The organism is Xanthobacter sp. BG11Y11_SDJG (assembly GCF_057364445.1).
Genome location: NZ_JBNFNU010000082.1, coordinates 1 through 13,519, shown reverse-complemented (window position 1 = coordinate 13,519; position 13,519 = coordinate 1). Strand labels below are relative to the sequence as shown.

The window sequence follows — 13,519 nt, the reverse complement described above, 5'->3', positions numbered from 1 at the left end:
GTCCGGCAGGAGCGAGACGAAGGCGCGCTCCAGGTTTCGGCTGGCCCGGTGCGCGCCAGAAGGTCGGCCGGCGTGCCGTCGGCGAGGATGCGGCGCCGTCGACCCATCACCACCCGCTCGAAAGCGCGCCGCCTCCTCCATGTCGGCGGTGGCGACGAGGAGGGTCAGGCGCGGCCGGTCGGCGCGGATCTGCTCGACGAAGTCCCAGAACTGGCGGCGCGAGAGCGGGTCGACGCCGGTGGTGGGCTCGTCCAGCAGCAGCAGGTCCGGGTCGTGCACCAGCGCGCAGCACAGGCCGAGCTTCTGCTTCATGCCGCCCGAGAGCTTGCGCATGAGCCGGTCGGCGAACGGATCGAGGCCGGTCGCCGCGAGCAGCGGCGCGACGCGCGCGCCTTTGGCGTCGGCCTCCTCGCCGAACAGGCGGGCGAAGAAGGCGATGTTCTCCGCCACGGTGAGGTTGGGATAGAGGTTGCGCCCCAGCCCCTGGGGCATGAAGGCGATGCGCGGCTGCACCGCCTCGCGGGCGGCGGGGGCGGAAAAGTCCGCCCCCAGCACCTCGACCGTGCCGGCTTGGATGCGCTTGGCGCCGGCGATCAGGCCGAACAGCGTGGACTTGCCCACCCCGTCCGGCCCGACGAGCGCCACAGAGGCGCCTTCGGCGACGAGAAGGTCGATGCCGTCAACGGCCAGGGTGCGGCCATAAGCGTGGCGGATGCCGGCAAGGCGGATGGCCTGGGCCAGTCCGCCTGGGCCATCCCCTGCCGTTCCGCTCACTGCGCCGCCTCGCGCACGAGGTCGGATTCGAGCCAAGCCGGCCATTGTGCGGCGGGGTCGAGCCGCACGTAGCCGATGCCGGTGACGCCGGTCTTCACGTGCTCCAGATACTTCTCCACCAGCGCCCGCGGCACCCTGAGCTTGACGCGGAACATCATGCGGTCGCGCTCGCTCTGGGTCTCCACCTGCTTGGGCGTGAACTGGCCGCGGGCGGAGACGAAGGAGACGTTGGCGGGCACGGCGCGGTCCGGCAGCGGCTCCAGAATCAGCCGCGCCTCGGCGCCGATCCGGAGGGTGCCGGCCTGGGAGGCCGGCAGGAAGATGGTCATGTAGACGTCGGAGAGGTCCACCAGGGTCAGCACCTTGCCGCCCGCGCCGAGCACCTCGCCCGGCTCGGCGAGGCGGTAGATGACGCGGCCCGACTTGGGCGCGACGAGGGTGCCGTCCGCCACCAGCCGCTTCAGGCGGTCGACCTCGGCCTCGGCGGCGCGGATCGCGCTCTCGCTGGCGGCGAGGCTCGACTGGGCGGCGGCGAGCGCGGCGGCGGCGGTGAGCTTGGTGGTGCGATACTGGTCCACCTTCTGCTCGGTGGCGAAGCCTTTGGCCACCAGGGTCTCCTGGCGCTCCAGCTCCTTGGTGGCGAGGTCCAGCTCGCCTTTTCTCTGCTCCACCACATGGGTCGCGGTATCGCGCGACTGGGTGGCCTGGGCCGCCTGCGCCTCGGCGGTGCGCAGCGCGGCGGCGGTCTCCTCCACATCCATGTGGGCGACCACCTGGCCCGCCTGGACGAAGTCGCCTTCCTCGGCCAGCACGTCCACCACCCGGCCCGCGGCCTTGGTGGCGACGTCCACCTGGGTCGCCTCGATGCGGCCGTTTCCGGAGGCGAAGCCCGGAGGCAAGGCGCGGGCCCGGGAGGCGAGATACCAGGCCCCGGCGCCCCCTCCCGCGACCACGGCGAGCAGGAGCACGAGGATCACCAGCGTGCGCTTCATGGACAGCACCTCTGCAAATGCCACGACTCCGGCCGAGCGATAATCTCGCACGCCGTGCAGGCCGACGTAACTGCCCCACTTGGTCTTGGAGGTAGCTGCGGTGCAGCAGTACGGCCTTGATCGGGATCAACGGTGCCGGCGGGCGCGGCCGTTCCCGCGCACGATCGCCCGCCGGATGGCCCTCTCAAGCCGAGCTGAGGTCAGGCAGAACGCCCGGCCAGCGGGGGAGATGCAGGCCGGGCGCTCGCTTCCGACGCACGGCAGGCCATGCGCCGTCAGAAAGGGCGCTGAGAGCGCCGCACGCACGAGACCGGCATCTAGACCGGAAATTTCGGGTGCATGGCATCGCAAACGGCTGGTCCCTGCGTGCGGACCAGCCAGCGTCAGCGCCCCCGAAAGCTACCTCAACACCCGGCTTTCATTGGGCCGATGAACGCGACACGCAGAGTGCCTACCGCAAGGCGCCGGCGCTTCTTTTGACATGGATCAAATTTCTTGAAGGCGTTCCGCGCGGCGCGGCGGTCCGCTCGGCCGGCACCGCGCCTTTTCCGCAGCATCCGTGCGCGTCGGCCCGGTCGAACCAATCTTCGGCGCGGGCGTTTGGTCAGGGGGCCGCGATGTGTACCCTGACCGGGACAGCGCCGGCGGCGCACGGAAGGCGGAATCGATGTCGCGCTGGGAATGGGTCTTCAGAAACTTGGCGCGGCGCCTGTGGGTGCGCGCCAGCCTGATCGGCCTTATGGGCGTGGCCGCAGCCATGGTGGCGGCGGTGGCGGAAAGCTACATCCCGTGGCAGCTGCCCGGCTCCATCGGCGCGATGCGGTGGACGGAATCCTCAACATCATCGCCTCCTCCATGCTGGCGGTCACGACCTTTTCCCTCAGTGTCATGACCTCCGCCTATGGCTCTGCCACCAGCAACGTCACGCCCCGCGCCACCCGTCTGCTGATGGAGGACCGCGTAACCCAGAACGTGCTGTCCACCTTCATCGGCTCGTTCCTGTTCGGCATCGTCGGCATCGTCGTCCTGAAGACGGGGGCCTACGGCGACCGCGGACGGGTTGTTCTGTTCGTCGTCACCATCGGCGTCATCGTCCTCATCGTCGTGGCGCTGCTGCGCTGGATCGACCACCTGACCCGCCTCGGCCGCGTGGGCGAGACCACGGATCGGGTGGAATGCGCGGCCCGGTCGGCGCTGGAGGAGCGGCTCGCCGAGCCCTATCTGGGCGGCCGGCCGGGCGGCGGGCCTGAGGACGCGATCCCCGCGCGGGCGGTGCCGGTCTTCGCCGAGGCCATCGGCTATGTGCAGCACGTCGACATGGCGGCGCTGCAAGGCTGCGCCGAGAGGAACCGGGGCAGCATCCATGTGGCGGTCCTTCCCGGTTCGTTCATCGCCGCCCGCACCCCCGTCGCCTTCATCGATGCGCACTTCTCGGACGGGGACGAAATCGCCGAGGCCACCGAGGCTGTCCGCCGGGCCTTCGCCGTGGGCAGCGAGCGCAATTTCGACCAGGATCCGCGCTTCGGACTGGCGGTGCTGAGCGAGATCGCGTGCCGGGCGCTCTCGCCGGCGGTCAACGACTACGGCACGGCGATCGACGTCATCGGCCGGGCCACCCGTCTGCTGAGCCTGTGGGCGCAGGGCGGCGCGCCGCGTGACGAGGACGACATCCGTTTTCCGGACGTGCGGGTCCTCGCTCTGCGCTCCGATGACCTGTTCGAGGACGCCTTCATGCTCATCGCGCGCGACGGGGCCGCCATGGATCGAGGTGCAGCTGCGGCTTCAGAAGGTGCTCGCGGCCCTCGGCCAGCTGGGCGACGCCGACTTTCGCGCGGCCGCCGGGCGCCAGGCCGAACTGGCGCTGCTGCGGGCGGATGATGCGCTGCCCCTCGAGGCCGACCGCGTCCGGCTGCGCGCCGCCGTCGCGGCGGGATGGGGCGAGCTCGGCAAGGACTAAGCCGCCCCGGCGGGAACGATCCGGCCGCATCGTCATTGACTGGGCATATCCCCAGATCAAGGAGGTGATCATGTCCGGTCCATTGGACGGCAAGCGCATTCTCATTCTCGCCACCCACGGCTTCGAGCAGTCGGAACTCGAAGTGCCGCGCGACCGCCTGAAGGAGGCGGGCGCCAGGGTGGACGTGGTCTCGCCCGAGAGCGGCGAGATCAAGGGCTGGGACAAGAAGGACTGGGGCCGCCCGGTGAAGGTCGACCGGCCGCTCGCTGAGGCCCGCGAGGCCGATTACGACGCCATCGTCGTGCCGGGTGGCCAGATCAACCCCGACCTTCTGCGCGCCGAGCCCGCCGCGGTAAAGCTGGTGAAGGCCTTCTATGACGCCGGCAAGACCGTCGCGGCGGTGTGCCACGGCCCGTGGGTGCTGGTGGAGGCGGGCATCGCCAAGGGCCGGCGCATGACCTCCTACCATTCGATCCGCACCGACGTGGTCAATGCGGGCGCGCAGTGGGAAGATTCGGCGGTGGTGACCGATAACGGCCTCGTCACCTCCCGCAAGCCCGATGACCTGGACGCGTTCTGCGGCAAGATCATCGAGGAGGTCCGCGAAGGCCGGCACCAGCGCCGCGCGGCGTGAGCACGGAGCGGGGAGGGCGCAGGCGCGCGCCCTCCCCGCGGACCGGGCGATGGCGCAGGCCGCGCCGCTGATCTCTACTCGCTGAGCGTGATCGCGGATCGGCCGATGGCATGCCGGCGTGCGGACCGCTTGACGCCGCGCGGCGCAGGGACTTGTTTGTGCCCCTCCCGGCAGCCGCGAAAGGTCGAGCCCGATGTCGTCGAAGCAAGTGGATCTGTTCGTCATCGGCGGCGGCTCGGGCGGGGTCAGGGCGGCGCGCATCGCCGCCCAGCACGGTGCCAAGGTCATGATGGCCGAGGAATACCGCATGGGCGGCACCTGCGTGATCCGCGGCTGCGTGCCGAAGAAGCTGTTCGTCCATGCCGGCCGCTATGCGCACGATCTTGAGGACATGGCCGGCTTCGGCTGGCGGGTGTCCGGCGCCGAATTCGACTGGCTGACCCTGGTCGCCAACAAGGACAAGGAGATCGCGCGCCTCGAGGCGATCTACCGCACCAATGCGGAGAAGGCCGGGGTCGAGATCGTCGCCGCCCGCGCCGTGGTGGCGGGGCCGAACACGGTGCGCATTCCTTCCACCGGGCAGGAGATTTCGGCCCGCTATATCCTCGTCGCCACCGGCGCCAAGCCCGCGCTGGGGCCGGACATTCCCGGCCGCGAATTGGCCATCACCTCCAACGAGGCGTTCCACCTGAAGCGCTTTCCCGAGCGGGTGCTGGTGCAGGGGGCGGGCTATATCGCGGTCGAGTTCGCCGGCCTGTTCCGGGCGCTCGGCGCCGAGACCCACCTCGTCTATCGCGGCGGGCAGATCCTGCGCGGCTTCGACGACGACGTGCGCGCCCATCTCGCCTCAGAGATGACCAAGGCCGGCATCCACCTGCATTCCGGCGTCACGCTCACCGGCATCGAGGCCATCGCCGGCGGCAAGATGGTGACACTCTCCGACGGCGCCACGGTGGAGGTGGACGAGGTGATGCTCGCCATCGGCCGCAACCCCAACACCGCGGGCCTCGGCCTCGAGGCAGTGGGCGTGACGCTCGACAAGATCGGCGCGGTGGAGGTGGACGCGGCGTCGCGCACGTCCGTCCCGTCCATCTATGCGGTGGGCGACGTGACCAACCGGGTGAACCTGACCCCGGTCGCCATCCGCGAGGGCCACGCCTTCGCCGATACCGTGTTCGGCGGCAAGGCTTGGAGCGTCGACCATTCCGGCATCGCCTCCGCGGTGTTCTCCGAGCCGGAGATCGGCACGGTGGGACTGACGGAAGAGGGCGCGCGCATGGCCTGCCCAAAGGTGGACATCTACAAGACCACCTTCCGGCCGCTGAAGGCGACGCTCTCCGGCCGCGACACCCGGGTGCTCATGAAGCTGGTGGTGGACGCCACCGACGACCGTGTGGTGGGCTGCCACATCGTCGGCGAGGGGGCGTCGGAGATGATCCAGCTCGCGGCGGTGGCGATCGGCATGGGCGCCCGCAAGGCCGACTTCGACCGCACCGTGGCGGTGCACCCCACCGCCGCCGAGGAACTGGTCACGCTGCGCACCAAGTCGGCCTGAGCGGCCGGCCGTGCTGGGCGCCGCCGCTCAGGCGTGGTGGAACAGCCGGCCCTTCTCCGCCCACAGCACGGCGAGAAGGGCGAGGATGCCGAGGCCGGCATAGCCGAGCGAGATCGGCAGCACCGTGCCGTCGAAGGCGCGCCCGACGCCGAAGCCGATCAGCGCCGCCATCAGCGTGGTGTAGAAGCCGATGAAGGACGAGGCGGTGCCGGCCACCGCCCCGAGCGGCTCCATGGCGGTGGAGTTGAAGTTCGGCACCGTGAGGGCGAACAGGAACTGCGCCGCCGCCACCAGCGCGCAGAACAGAAGCAGCGGCGGGCGCCCGTCATAGGCCAGCGCCGCCGCCACCATGCCGAGCGACGCGACCACGAAGCCGATCACCCCGCCATGGGACAGCCGCCGCATGCCGAGCCTGCGCACCAGGGAGGCGTTCAGGAACGAGGCCGCCGCCATGATCGCCGCCACCGCCGCGAACACCACCGGGAACAGGTGGCCGAGCCGGTAGATGTCGGTGTCGAACACCTGCGAGGCCGAGCCCACATAGGCCATCAGCGCCCCCATCATCAGCCCCATGCCGGTGGCGTAGCCGAAGGCGCGGCGGTTGGTGACGGTCAGCACCATGCCGGCCCAGATGGCGCGCACGGAGAAGTCCATCCGGTAGTCGGGATGCAGCGTCTCCGGCATGCGCAGCGCGAACCACGCGGCGACGATGAGGCCGAGCGCCAGCATGGCGACGAAGATGAGATGCCATGAGCCGAACGCCAGGATCAGGCTGCCGAGCGCGGGCGCGACGATGGGGACGGTGAGGAACACCATCATCACGAGCGACATGATGCGGGCCATCTCGCGCCCCTCGAAGCGGTCGCGCACGATGGCGACGGCCATCACGCGGCCGGCCGAGGCGCCCACCCCCTGGATCACACGGGCGACGATGAGCAGGAAGAAGCTGTCGGTGACGAGCGCCAGCAGGCTGCCGGCGGCATAGACCGCAAGCCCGGCCAGCAGCGCCGGCCGCCGCCCGACCACGTCGGAGAGCGTGCCGTAGAAGATCTGCGCCACGGCGATGCCGATCAGATAGGCATAGACCAGGGCCTGCACGTCGTTCGGGTCGGCGAGGGCGAAGTCGGCCCGGATCGCGCCGAAGGCGGGCAGAAGGTTGTCGATGGAGAAGGCCGTCATGCCCATCATCAAGGCGATGAGGGCGACGAACTCGAGAAAAGGCGGCTTCAAAGGGCGGGCGGGCGCGCCGGTCTTGGGCATCGATCACTCGGACGGACGCGTGTCCCGCAACAGACACGGAGGGGAGGGGGCGCGCTCGGCCGCGGCAGGGCGCACGGGAGGCTTATGCCGCAATGCAGCGCGAACGCGGCTCACACATAGGCGATGCCGCGGCCGAGGAGAAGGGTCGCGATCCATGCCGAAAGGGAAAGCGCAGCATAGGTCCGCGCCCCGTCCGGCATCTCTCCGCGCCGCAGGGCGCTGGAGAAGGTGAGGTGAAATAAGCCGAGATTCAGGATGCCGAGGGCGATGAAGCCGAGCTTCACCAGGAACACCACGTTGCGCACCAGCGGCCCGGCCTCGGCGGAAAACAGGACGATGCCGGAGATGACCAGCAAAGCGAGCCCGGCCGCGGCCACCGGGATTCCGGCCCGCACGACGGTGCGCGCCGCCGGCATCCGCCGCAGCACGGCGACGTCAAAGGTGGCGATGGCGCCCACCATCAAGGCGGCGCCGAGCACATGGGCGAGGTTCGCGGCCGGATAGAGCCAGACGCTGGCGCGCGCCATCCGTCCGAGCGCCGATCCTTCCGCGAAGGCGGCGAGAGCGAGGAGCAGGTCCATGCCGCCGCCTCAGCGCAGTTCGACGGTTTTGCCATCCACGATGATGCGTTCCGCACGCATCTCGTTCGGGGTGCGGGTGGAGGGATAGCCGTAGACGCTGACGGTGACGCCGGGCTTGAGCATGTCTTCGCTGAGACCGCGCGCCTGCATGCGCGAGAGCGGCGCCAGCGTCGCCTCCCAGGTGGTGCCGTCATGCTTCAGCATCAGGTGGGCATGGGGATTGGCCCATTCCAGGTGCTCGACCGGCGCGGTGATGGTGAACGCCTTCTCGGTGTCGTAGCTGCCCCATCCGTGGTGGGCGAGGGCGTCGCCGGCGGCGACGATTCCGAACAGGGCGCCGGCGGTGACGACGAGACGGGCGAAGGTCATGAAGCAATCCCTGTCCGTGGGTCCGGCCGCGCCGAAGCGCGGTCCCGGGGAGTGCCCATAATGCCATCTCCGGCCTCCGCGTTGCGTCGTGGGGCACGCGCTCGGATCACAACGGCGTGCGCGCGCCGGCCGCAACCAGGCGTGGACTTTGCCGTGGGGGTCTCACTTTCGGGGGGCGCGTTCCTCGTGTATAAGCCCGCCTTCCGGTCCAGGGCGCGAACACAAGAGGAACGCGGCACGGGCCGGTCCGGCACGAAGGCGTGCTGGAACTCATCTTCAGGAGAGTGACATGGTGACCCGCCCGCAATCCGCATCCGTCCCTGGCGCCGAGGCTTCCCGCCGCGCCGAAGGCTGGCGTCCGGATAGCTGGCGATTTTATCCCGGCCTGCAGATGCCCGATTATCCGGACAAGGGTGCGCTCGCCGAGGTGGAAGCCAAGCTCGCCTCCTATCCGCCGCTGGTGTTCGCCGGCGAGGCCCGCCGGCTGAAGGCGGAGCTTGCGCGCGTCGCCAAGGGCGAGGCGTTCCTGCTCCAGGGCGGCGACTGCGCCGAGAGCTTCGACGAGCATTCGGCCGACAACATCCGCGATTTCTTCCGCGTCTTCCTGCAGATGGCGGTGGTGATGACGTTCGCCGGCGGCTCGCCGGTGGTGAAGGTGGGCCGCATCGCCGGCCAGTTCGCCAAACCGCGGTCCTCCGATACGGAGACCGAGAACGGCGTGACGCTGCCCAGCTACCGGGGCGACATCGTCAACGACATCGCCTTCACCGAAGCCGCGCGCGTGCCCGATCCGCGCCGCCAGATCGAGGCCTACCGCCAGTCGGCGGCCACCCTCAATCTGCTGCGGGCGTTCGCCACCGGCGGCTATGCCAACCTCGAGAACGCGCACCAGTGGATGCTGGGCTTCGTGAAGGACAGCCCCCAGTCCTCGCGCTACCAGGAGCTGGCGGACCGCATCACCCAGGCGCTCGACTTCATGCGCGCCTGCGGGATCAACCCGCAGAGCCACCCGGAGATGCGGACCACGGATTTCTTCACCAGCCACGAGGCGCTGCTGCTCGGCTACGAGCAGGCCATGACGCGCGTCGATTCCACCTCCGGCGACTGGTACGACACCTCCGGCCACCTGTTGTGGATCGGCGACCGCACCCGCCAGGCGGACCATGCGCACGTGGAGTTCTTCCGCGGCATCCGCAACCCGATCGGCATCAAGTGCGGCCCCTCGCTCTCGGGCGAGGGCCTCATCCGCCTGCTCGACATCCTCCAGCCCGACAACGAGGCGGGCCGCATCACCCTGATCTGCCGCTTCGGCGCGGACAAGGTGGGCGAGCATCTGCCCGGCCTCATCCGGGCGGTGGAGAAGGAGGGTCGCAATGTGGTGTGGTCGTGCGATCCCATGCACGGCAACACCATCAAGGCGGCGTCGGGCTACAAGACCCGCCCGTTCGAGCGCATCCAGTCGGAGATCCGCTCCTTCTTCGACATCCATGCGGCCGAGGGCACGTTCGCCGGCGGCGTGCACCTGGAGATGACGGGCAAGAACGTCACCGAGTGCACCGGCGGCGCCCGCGCCATCTCGGACGAGGACCTGCGCGACCGCTACCACACCTATTGCGACCCGCGCCTCAATGCCGAGCAGGCCATCGAGACCGCCTTCCTGGTGGCCGAGCTGCTCAAGCGCGAGCGCCTCGCCCGCGGCCGCCCGCAGGTGGTGGCGGCGGAGTGATCCGCCAAAACCACAGAAGGTGCAAAGTGGTTGCGGCGGAGTGATCCGCCGGGACCACGAAAGGTGCAAAAGTGGTTGCGGCGGAGTGATCCGCCGCGGCACGACAGGCACGACAGCAGCAGACGGCGGCTCCGGACGGGGCCGCCGTCTGTTTATGCTCAGGCCGGCAGATGCCAGTGCCTGCGGATCTCGGCGACGAAGCGGTCGATGAAGCTCGAATCCGCGAACTTGTCCCGGTAGGTCGCCAGCAGGTCGTCGTACCACAGGATGTTGGGGACGCAGCCGCATCCGTGCGGATCATGCCAGCGGCCGTCCGCGTCCACCGTTCGGATCTCGCAGCCGCAGATTTCCGCTTCCCGCAAAATGTTGCTGTAGTGGTCGTAGGAATAGAGGGTGCGCGTGCGCCGGAGGACGTCGCCCAGGGCGGCGGCATCGGGCGTGATCTGCTCGATCTCGCACGCCTCGACCCCGGCGGGCAACGGAAACCGCTCGCGCAGCGCGCGCCCCTTGTGGGTGAAGACGCAGTCCATGGTCTTCGGCACGCGCGGATCGGGATAGATCACCGCCGGGTCCACCAGCCCCGTCCACAGCACGCGCTCCGGCCCGAGCGGGCGGCCGATGATGGCGCTGACCACGTCGAGCTTGAGCGGGTCGTAGACGAAGACGAGGTCGTCGTCGGGGTAGCGCGTCTCGCCGCCGAGCAGACCGGGGTCGTTCAGCGCCCAGCGGATCACCCGGCGCGCCCCGAGCGGATTGCCGACGACGATCTCGGGATAGATGGCGATGGCATCGCCCACCGGGCCGAAATAAGCTGGCGTACGCCAGCGGCACGGCGGCAGGCCGTCCGCGGGAGCCCAGCAGGGCCCCGAGCCCGAGCCGGTGGAGCGCGCGGTTCGGGCGTGAGGTCTCGCAGGCGCGGCGGTCTGCGAGGGCGAGCGCCATGGCGGCGGCGTGGCCACGCGCGTTCAGGTGATGGCACAGCCGGTAAAGCGGGCCGCATGCCGGAACTGCGGTGCGTGAAGAGCCCTGCCCAGATGAGGAATGTCGGCGGGCGGCGCGTAGGGGACATCGCCGACCTCAAGGGGCGCGGTAGGCCGGGAAGAAGTCCGCATCCGCGCGCCCGGCGGATAGCCGCGCAAAGAGCACGGGATCGTTCACGATCCGCAGCATGTAGACCGGCTCGGACGCGTTGGTCCAGCGGGACTTGAAGGCGCGCAGTCCGTCCGGGCTGCCCTGCGGCAGGCCGCCCGTAAGCATGCGGATGTCGTGCGCCGCCGCATAAGCCTGCAGGCCGTGCATCAGCAGGTAGGACGCATTCCAGCCGAGCCCCTCCCGGGAGGTGCAATTGTGCAGCACCTGGAGCATGCCGCCGAAGACGACGGCGCAAGCCATGGCGGCGGTGGCGCCGTCGCGCACCACGCGGAAGAAGCGGGCGCAGTCGAGCCGCGCGATGCTCGCGAAATGGGCCGCGTCCATGTCGAAGAACCCGCCCGCGAGGCCCCGGCGCTCCACCAGAGACGCATAGAGGCCGGTCATGGCCATCCGCTCCGCGAACCCGGTGACCTCCTCGAACCGCGCGACCTCCGCGCAGCGGCCAGCCGGCGGCGCGCGCGCGCGCTGAGCGGCGGCGCCGGGAGCCGTGGATCGAAGGCGAAGTGGTGCTTGAACAGGCGCGCCGTGCCGGCGCGCACGGCCGGCACATAGCCCGGCTGCGCAATCACCGTCAGCGTCACCAGGTGACGGAAGTCCTGGACAAGGCTCTCCTCGTCCTCCGGGCCGGCGAGCCAGAGATAGGGAAAGGGGCTGATGCCGTCCTCGAACGGCGTCCCGCCGATGGGCCGGCGCAGAATGGCGAGGCGCCCCGAGGGGCTCATCTCCACCCCGCCCATGCGTGCAAACCCCTGCGCATAAGGCGCCGTATTGAACGGGCAGGGTGCCGGAGGCTGCGCCGGGACGTCCACCGGGTGGGCCGCGGCGCCTGCCAGCGCGTTCATGGCACGCCCGCCGCGGGCGTCCTCCGCTGCGGCGCCTTCACGCGGCGGCGTGCGACCTCGATCGGCTCCAGCCCTTGCATTTCCGCGCCGCCGCCCGCACTGCATCGCGCCATACCGCATCGCGGGATCGCGCATAGCCCGCGCCCGACACGTGGACGCGCATAATTTGCCGAGCCGTCCCGGACCAAGTCAAGCCGGCAGCCGCCCGTCTGCCCCGGCGCCGGCGGGGGCGCGTCCGCTATGGCCTGGCCGCAACGCCCGCAGTAAGTGTAAAAGCTCCGCTCGCGCCGGAGACCGCCATGTATCTCGCCTCGATCGTGCTGCTGATGGTGGTGCTGCCGCTCGGGTCGCTCGCCGCCGAATGGCTGCTCCAGGGCGGCGCGCTCGCCGCGCTGGCGCTGAAGTGGTTCGTGTTCTGGGGCGCGGGCGCGCGCCTGTTCGCCGCCGGGGTGAAGCAGGTGAAGGACCCGCTCTTCACCTCCCAGACCCTGCTCGGCGTGCCGGACCCCAAGGCCGCCGTGCTGGTGCGGGAACTGGGCTTCGGCAATCTCTCGATCGGCCTTCTCGGCCTCCTCTCGCTGCCGTTCCCGTCCTTCCTGGTGCCGGCGGCGGTGACCGCAAGCCTGTTCCTGGCGCTCGCCGGGGTGCAGCACGCTTGGCGCGGCGGCGGCAACGCCAAGGAGCAGATCGCCATGATCTCGGACCTCGGCATGGCGGCCGTGCTCGGCCTGCTGGTCGCCGCGATCCTGCTCTGAGGCGTTCGGCTCAGGCGCCAGGCGGGCGCAGGCGGAACACCTCGACGCCCACCGCCTCGGTCTCCGGGAAGATGTAGGGCTTCACGATCGACACCCGGCAGGCGTCGATGCGCGGGTCGGCGAAGCAGAAGGCCACCAGTTCCTCCACCCAGGTCTCCAGCAGCGGGGTGTGGGGGCGCTTCGGCCAGTCGCGCGTCACCAGCGCCCGGATCGGGTCGTAGTCGATGATGGCGGACAGGCTATCGCCGAGCCGCTCGCAGCGCGCATACATCTCCACGTCGACGATCACGCGGGTGGGGTGCTCGGGATGGGTCTCCCACGGGTGGAGGCCCACATTGATGTCGGTCTTCATGCCGCGGACGATGATCTTCTGGTGGCTCGCCGCCGCATCGAAGGCGGGGCGCGCCGCGGCGGCCGCAGCGGCAGAAAGGGTCATCTGGTCCTGCTTCATGCCCTGATCCGTCGGCTCCCGGCCGGTCTCCCGATCCCTGCGGCGTGCTGCACGCGCAACGCCCATACGGCCAAAGCCTAGCCCTGGATCGCTCGGCGATAAAGCCGGCGCAGTGTCGTCGCTCCGAGCGCCCGTTTTTCGCCGCGTGTCCGCCCGGCTGCGCCGGCCTCGGCCATATGGCGCCCCTCTCGCCAAGGGAGAAGGGGCCACGTCCCGGCCGGCGGGCGGGCCGAGCGCGCGCGATGCCTGCGCACGCCCCCTTCATTTGCCGGGCGAGATGTGACACACGGCCCTGCGCGGCCGCACGAGGCCGCGCGCCAGCGGAGGCGCGACCATGCGAGAGCCCCAGAGCGTCCCGAGGACCGCGCTCGTCACCGGCGCTGCCTACCGGATCGGCCGCGCCATCGCCCGCGACCTTGCGGCCCACGGCTACGGTGTGGCGCTGCACGCCAACCGCTCGGCCGAGGCCGC

At 70.3% G+C, this 13,519-nt stretch carries 13 protein-coding genes and 2 pseudogenes; 6 read left to right on the top strand and 9 right to left on the bottom strand.

What is annotated here, in order from left to right:
* On the bottom strand, window positions 1-774 hold a 774-nt coding region (locus AC2W7M_RS09615), incomplete at its 3' end, for an ATP-binding cassette domain-containing protein (RefSeq protein WP_486131959.1).
* On the bottom strand, window positions 771-1,790 hold the full coding sequence (locus tag AC2W7M_RS09610) for an HlyD family secretion protein (RefSeq protein WP_486131957.1): 1,020 nt from the start codon (window positions 1,788-1,790) through the stop codon (window positions 771-773). The genes AC2W7M_RS09610 and AC2W7M_RS09615, both read right to left, overlap by 4 nt.
* Before the next feature lie 643 nt (window positions 1,791-2,433).
* Between AC2W7M_RS09610 and AC2W7M_RS09605 the strand changes: the two are divergent.
* The 3 genes and pseudogenes from AC2W7M_RS09605 (at window position 2,434) to gor (ending at window position 5,912) form a co-directional block, all read left to right on the top strand.
* Window positions 2,434-3,723 (top strand): annotated as a pseudogene (locus AC2W7M_RS09605) (DUF2254 domain-containing protein).
* Window positions 3,724-3,793: 70 nt separating this feature from the next.
* Window positions 3,794-4,357 carry a type 1 glutamine amidotransferase domain-containing protein gene (locus AC2W7M_RS09600; RefSeq protein ID WP_486131955.1) on the top strand — a complete coding sequence of 188 codons (564 nt, stop codon included), beginning with the start codon at window positions 3,794-3,796 and terminating at the stop codon, window positions 4,355-4,357.
* Window positions 4,358-4,550: 193 nt separating this feature from the next.
* Window positions 4,551-5,912 (top strand): glutathione-disulfide reductase, encoded by a 1,362-nt coding sequence (gene gor / locus AC2W7M_RS09595; protein ID WP_486131953.1) that lies wholly within the window; start codon window positions 4,551-4,553, stop codon window positions 5,910-5,912.
* A gap of 27 nt (window positions 5,913-5,939) precedes the next feature.
* On the opposite strand, the gene AC2W7M_RS09590 is transcribed toward gor, so the two are convergent.
* The 3 genes from AC2W7M_RS09590 to AC2W7M_RS09580 all read right to left on the bottom strand — a co-directional run bounded on the left by AC2W7M_RS09590 (window position 5,940) and on the right by AC2W7M_RS09580 (window position 8,122).
* Window positions 5,940-7,172, bottom strand: a complete 1,233-nt coding sequence (locus tag AC2W7M_RS09590) for a multidrug effflux MFS transporter (protein WP_486131951.1) — start codon at window positions 7,170-7,172, stop codon at window positions 5,940-5,942.
* A 110-nt stretch (window positions 7,173-7,282) separates the two neighbouring features.
* Window positions 7,283-7,753 carry a DUF6644 family protein gene (locus AC2W7M_RS09585; protein ID WP_486131949.1) on the bottom strand — a complete coding sequence of 157 codons (471 nt, stop codon included), beginning with the start codon at window positions 7,751-7,753 and terminating at the stop codon, window positions 7,283-7,285.
* 9 nt (window positions 7,754-7,762) lie between these two features.
* Complete coding sequence (locus AC2W7M_RS09580; RefSeq protein WP_486131947.1) at window positions 7,763-8,122, bottom strand: DUF6152 family protein; 360 nt, start codon at window positions 8,120-8,122, stop codon at window positions 7,763-7,765.
* 289 nt (window positions 8,123-8,411) lie between these two features.
* Between AC2W7M_RS09580 and AC2W7M_RS09575 the strand changes: the two genes are divergently transcribed.
* Window positions 8,412-9,848, top strand: coding sequence for a class II 3-deoxy-7-phosphoheptulonate synthase (locus tag AC2W7M_RS09575; protein WP_486131945.1), 1,437 nt, complete (start codon window positions 8,412-8,414; stop codon window positions 9,846-9,848).
* A gap of 158 nt (window positions 9,849-10,006) precedes the next feature.
* On the opposite strand, the gene AC2W7M_RS09570 is transcribed toward AC2W7M_RS09575, so the two are convergent.
* The 3 genes from AC2W7M_RS09570 to AC2W7M_RS09560 all read right to left on the bottom strand — a co-directional run bounded on the left by AC2W7M_RS09570 (window position 10,007) and on the right by AC2W7M_RS09560 (window position 11,842).
* Complete coding sequence (locus AC2W7M_RS09570) at window positions 10,007-10,807, bottom strand: hypothetical protein (protein ID WP_486131943.1); 801 nt, start codon at window positions 10,805-10,807, stop codon at window positions 10,007-10,009.
* Between the two features lie 118 nt (window positions 10,808-10,925).
* Window positions 10,926-11,384 (bottom strand): hypothetical protein, encoded by a 459-nt coding sequence (locus tag AC2W7M_RS09565; RefSeq protein ID WP_486131941.1) that lies wholly within the window; start codon window positions 11,382-11,384, stop codon window positions 10,926-10,928.
* The gene (locus AC2W7M_RS09560) at window positions 11,381-11,842 is read right to left on the bottom strand and encodes a hypothetical protein (RefSeq protein ID WP_486131939.1); all 462 of its coding nucleotides are present in this window, start codon (window positions 11,840-11,842) and stop codon (window positions 11,381-11,383) included. The genes AC2W7M_RS09565 and AC2W7M_RS09560 overlap by 4 nt, the downstream gene beginning before the upstream one ends.
* Window positions 11,843-12,141: 299 nt before the next feature.
* Here AC2W7M_RS09560 and AC2W7M_RS09555 point away from each other — a divergent pair, with 299 nt between their 5' ends.
* Window positions 12,142-12,597 (top strand): DUF6790 family protein, encoded by a 456-nt coding sequence (locus tag AC2W7M_RS09555; protein ID WP_486131937.1) that lies wholly within the window; start codon window positions 12,142-12,144, stop codon window positions 12,595-12,597.
* Between the two features lie 10 nt (window positions 12,598-12,607).
* Here the strand turns inward: AC2W7M_RS09555 and AC2W7M_RS09550 are convergent, their stop codons facing one another.
* Window positions 12,608-13,048 carry a dihydroneopterin aldolase gene (locus AC2W7M_RS09550; RefSeq protein WP_486131935.1) on the bottom strand — a complete coding sequence of 147 codons (441 nt, stop codon included), beginning with the start codon at window positions 13,046-13,048 and terminating at the stop codon, window positions 12,608-12,610.
* Between the two features lie 334 nt (window positions 13,049-13,382).
* Here AC2W7M_RS09550 and AC2W7M_RS09545 point away from each other — a divergent pair.
* A pseudogene (locus tag AC2W7M_RS09545) lies at window positions 13,383-13,519 on the top strand (short-chain dehydrogenase); the annotation flags it as partial.

What these genes read in the sequence shown, in the direction of transcription:
- AC2W7M_RS09555 (WP_486131937.1), top strand. Translation starts at nt 12,142, where the DNA reads ATGTATCTCGCCTCGATCGTGCTGCTGATGGTGGTGCTGCCGCTCGGG.
- AC2W7M_RS09580 (WP_486131947.1), bottom strand. Translation starts at nt 8,122, where the DNA reads ATGACCTTCGCCCGTCTCGTCGTCACCGCCGGCGCCCTGTTCGGAATC.
- AC2W7M_RS09565 (WP_486131941.1), bottom strand. Translation starts at nt 11,384, where the DNA reads ATGACCGGCCTCTATGCGTCTCTGGTGGAGCGCCGGGGCCTCGCGGGC.
- AC2W7M_RS09560 (WP_486131939.1), bottom strand. Translation starts at nt 11,842, where the DNA reads ATGAACGCGCTGGCAGGCGCCGCGGCCCACCCGGTGGACGTCCCGGCG.
- AC2W7M_RS09585 (WP_486131949.1), bottom strand. Translation starts at nt 7,753, where the DNA reads ATGGACCTGCTCCTCGCTCTCGCCGCCTTCGCGGAAGGATCGGCGCTC.
- gor (WP_486131953.1), top strand. Translation starts at nt 4,551, where the DNA reads ATGTCGTCGAAGCAAGTGGATCTGTTCGTCATCGGCGGCGGCTCGGGC.
- AC2W7M_RS09590 (WP_486131951.1), bottom strand. Translation starts at nt 7,172, where the DNA reads ATGCCCAAGACCGGCGCGCCCGCCCGCCCTTTGAAGCCGCCTTTTCTC.
- AC2W7M_RS09550 (WP_486131935.1), bottom strand. Translation starts at nt 13,048, where the DNA reads ATGAAGCAGGACCAGATGACCCTTTCTGCCGCTGCGGCCGCCGCGGCG.
- AC2W7M_RS09575 (WP_486131945.1), top strand. Translation starts at nt 8,412, where the DNA reads ATGGTGACCCGCCCGCAATCCGCATCCGTCCCTGGCGCCGAGGCTTCC.
- AC2W7M_RS09600 (WP_486131955.1), top strand. Translation starts at nt 3,794, where the DNA reads ATGTCCGGTCCATTGGACGGCAAGCGCATTCTCATTCTCGCCACCCAC.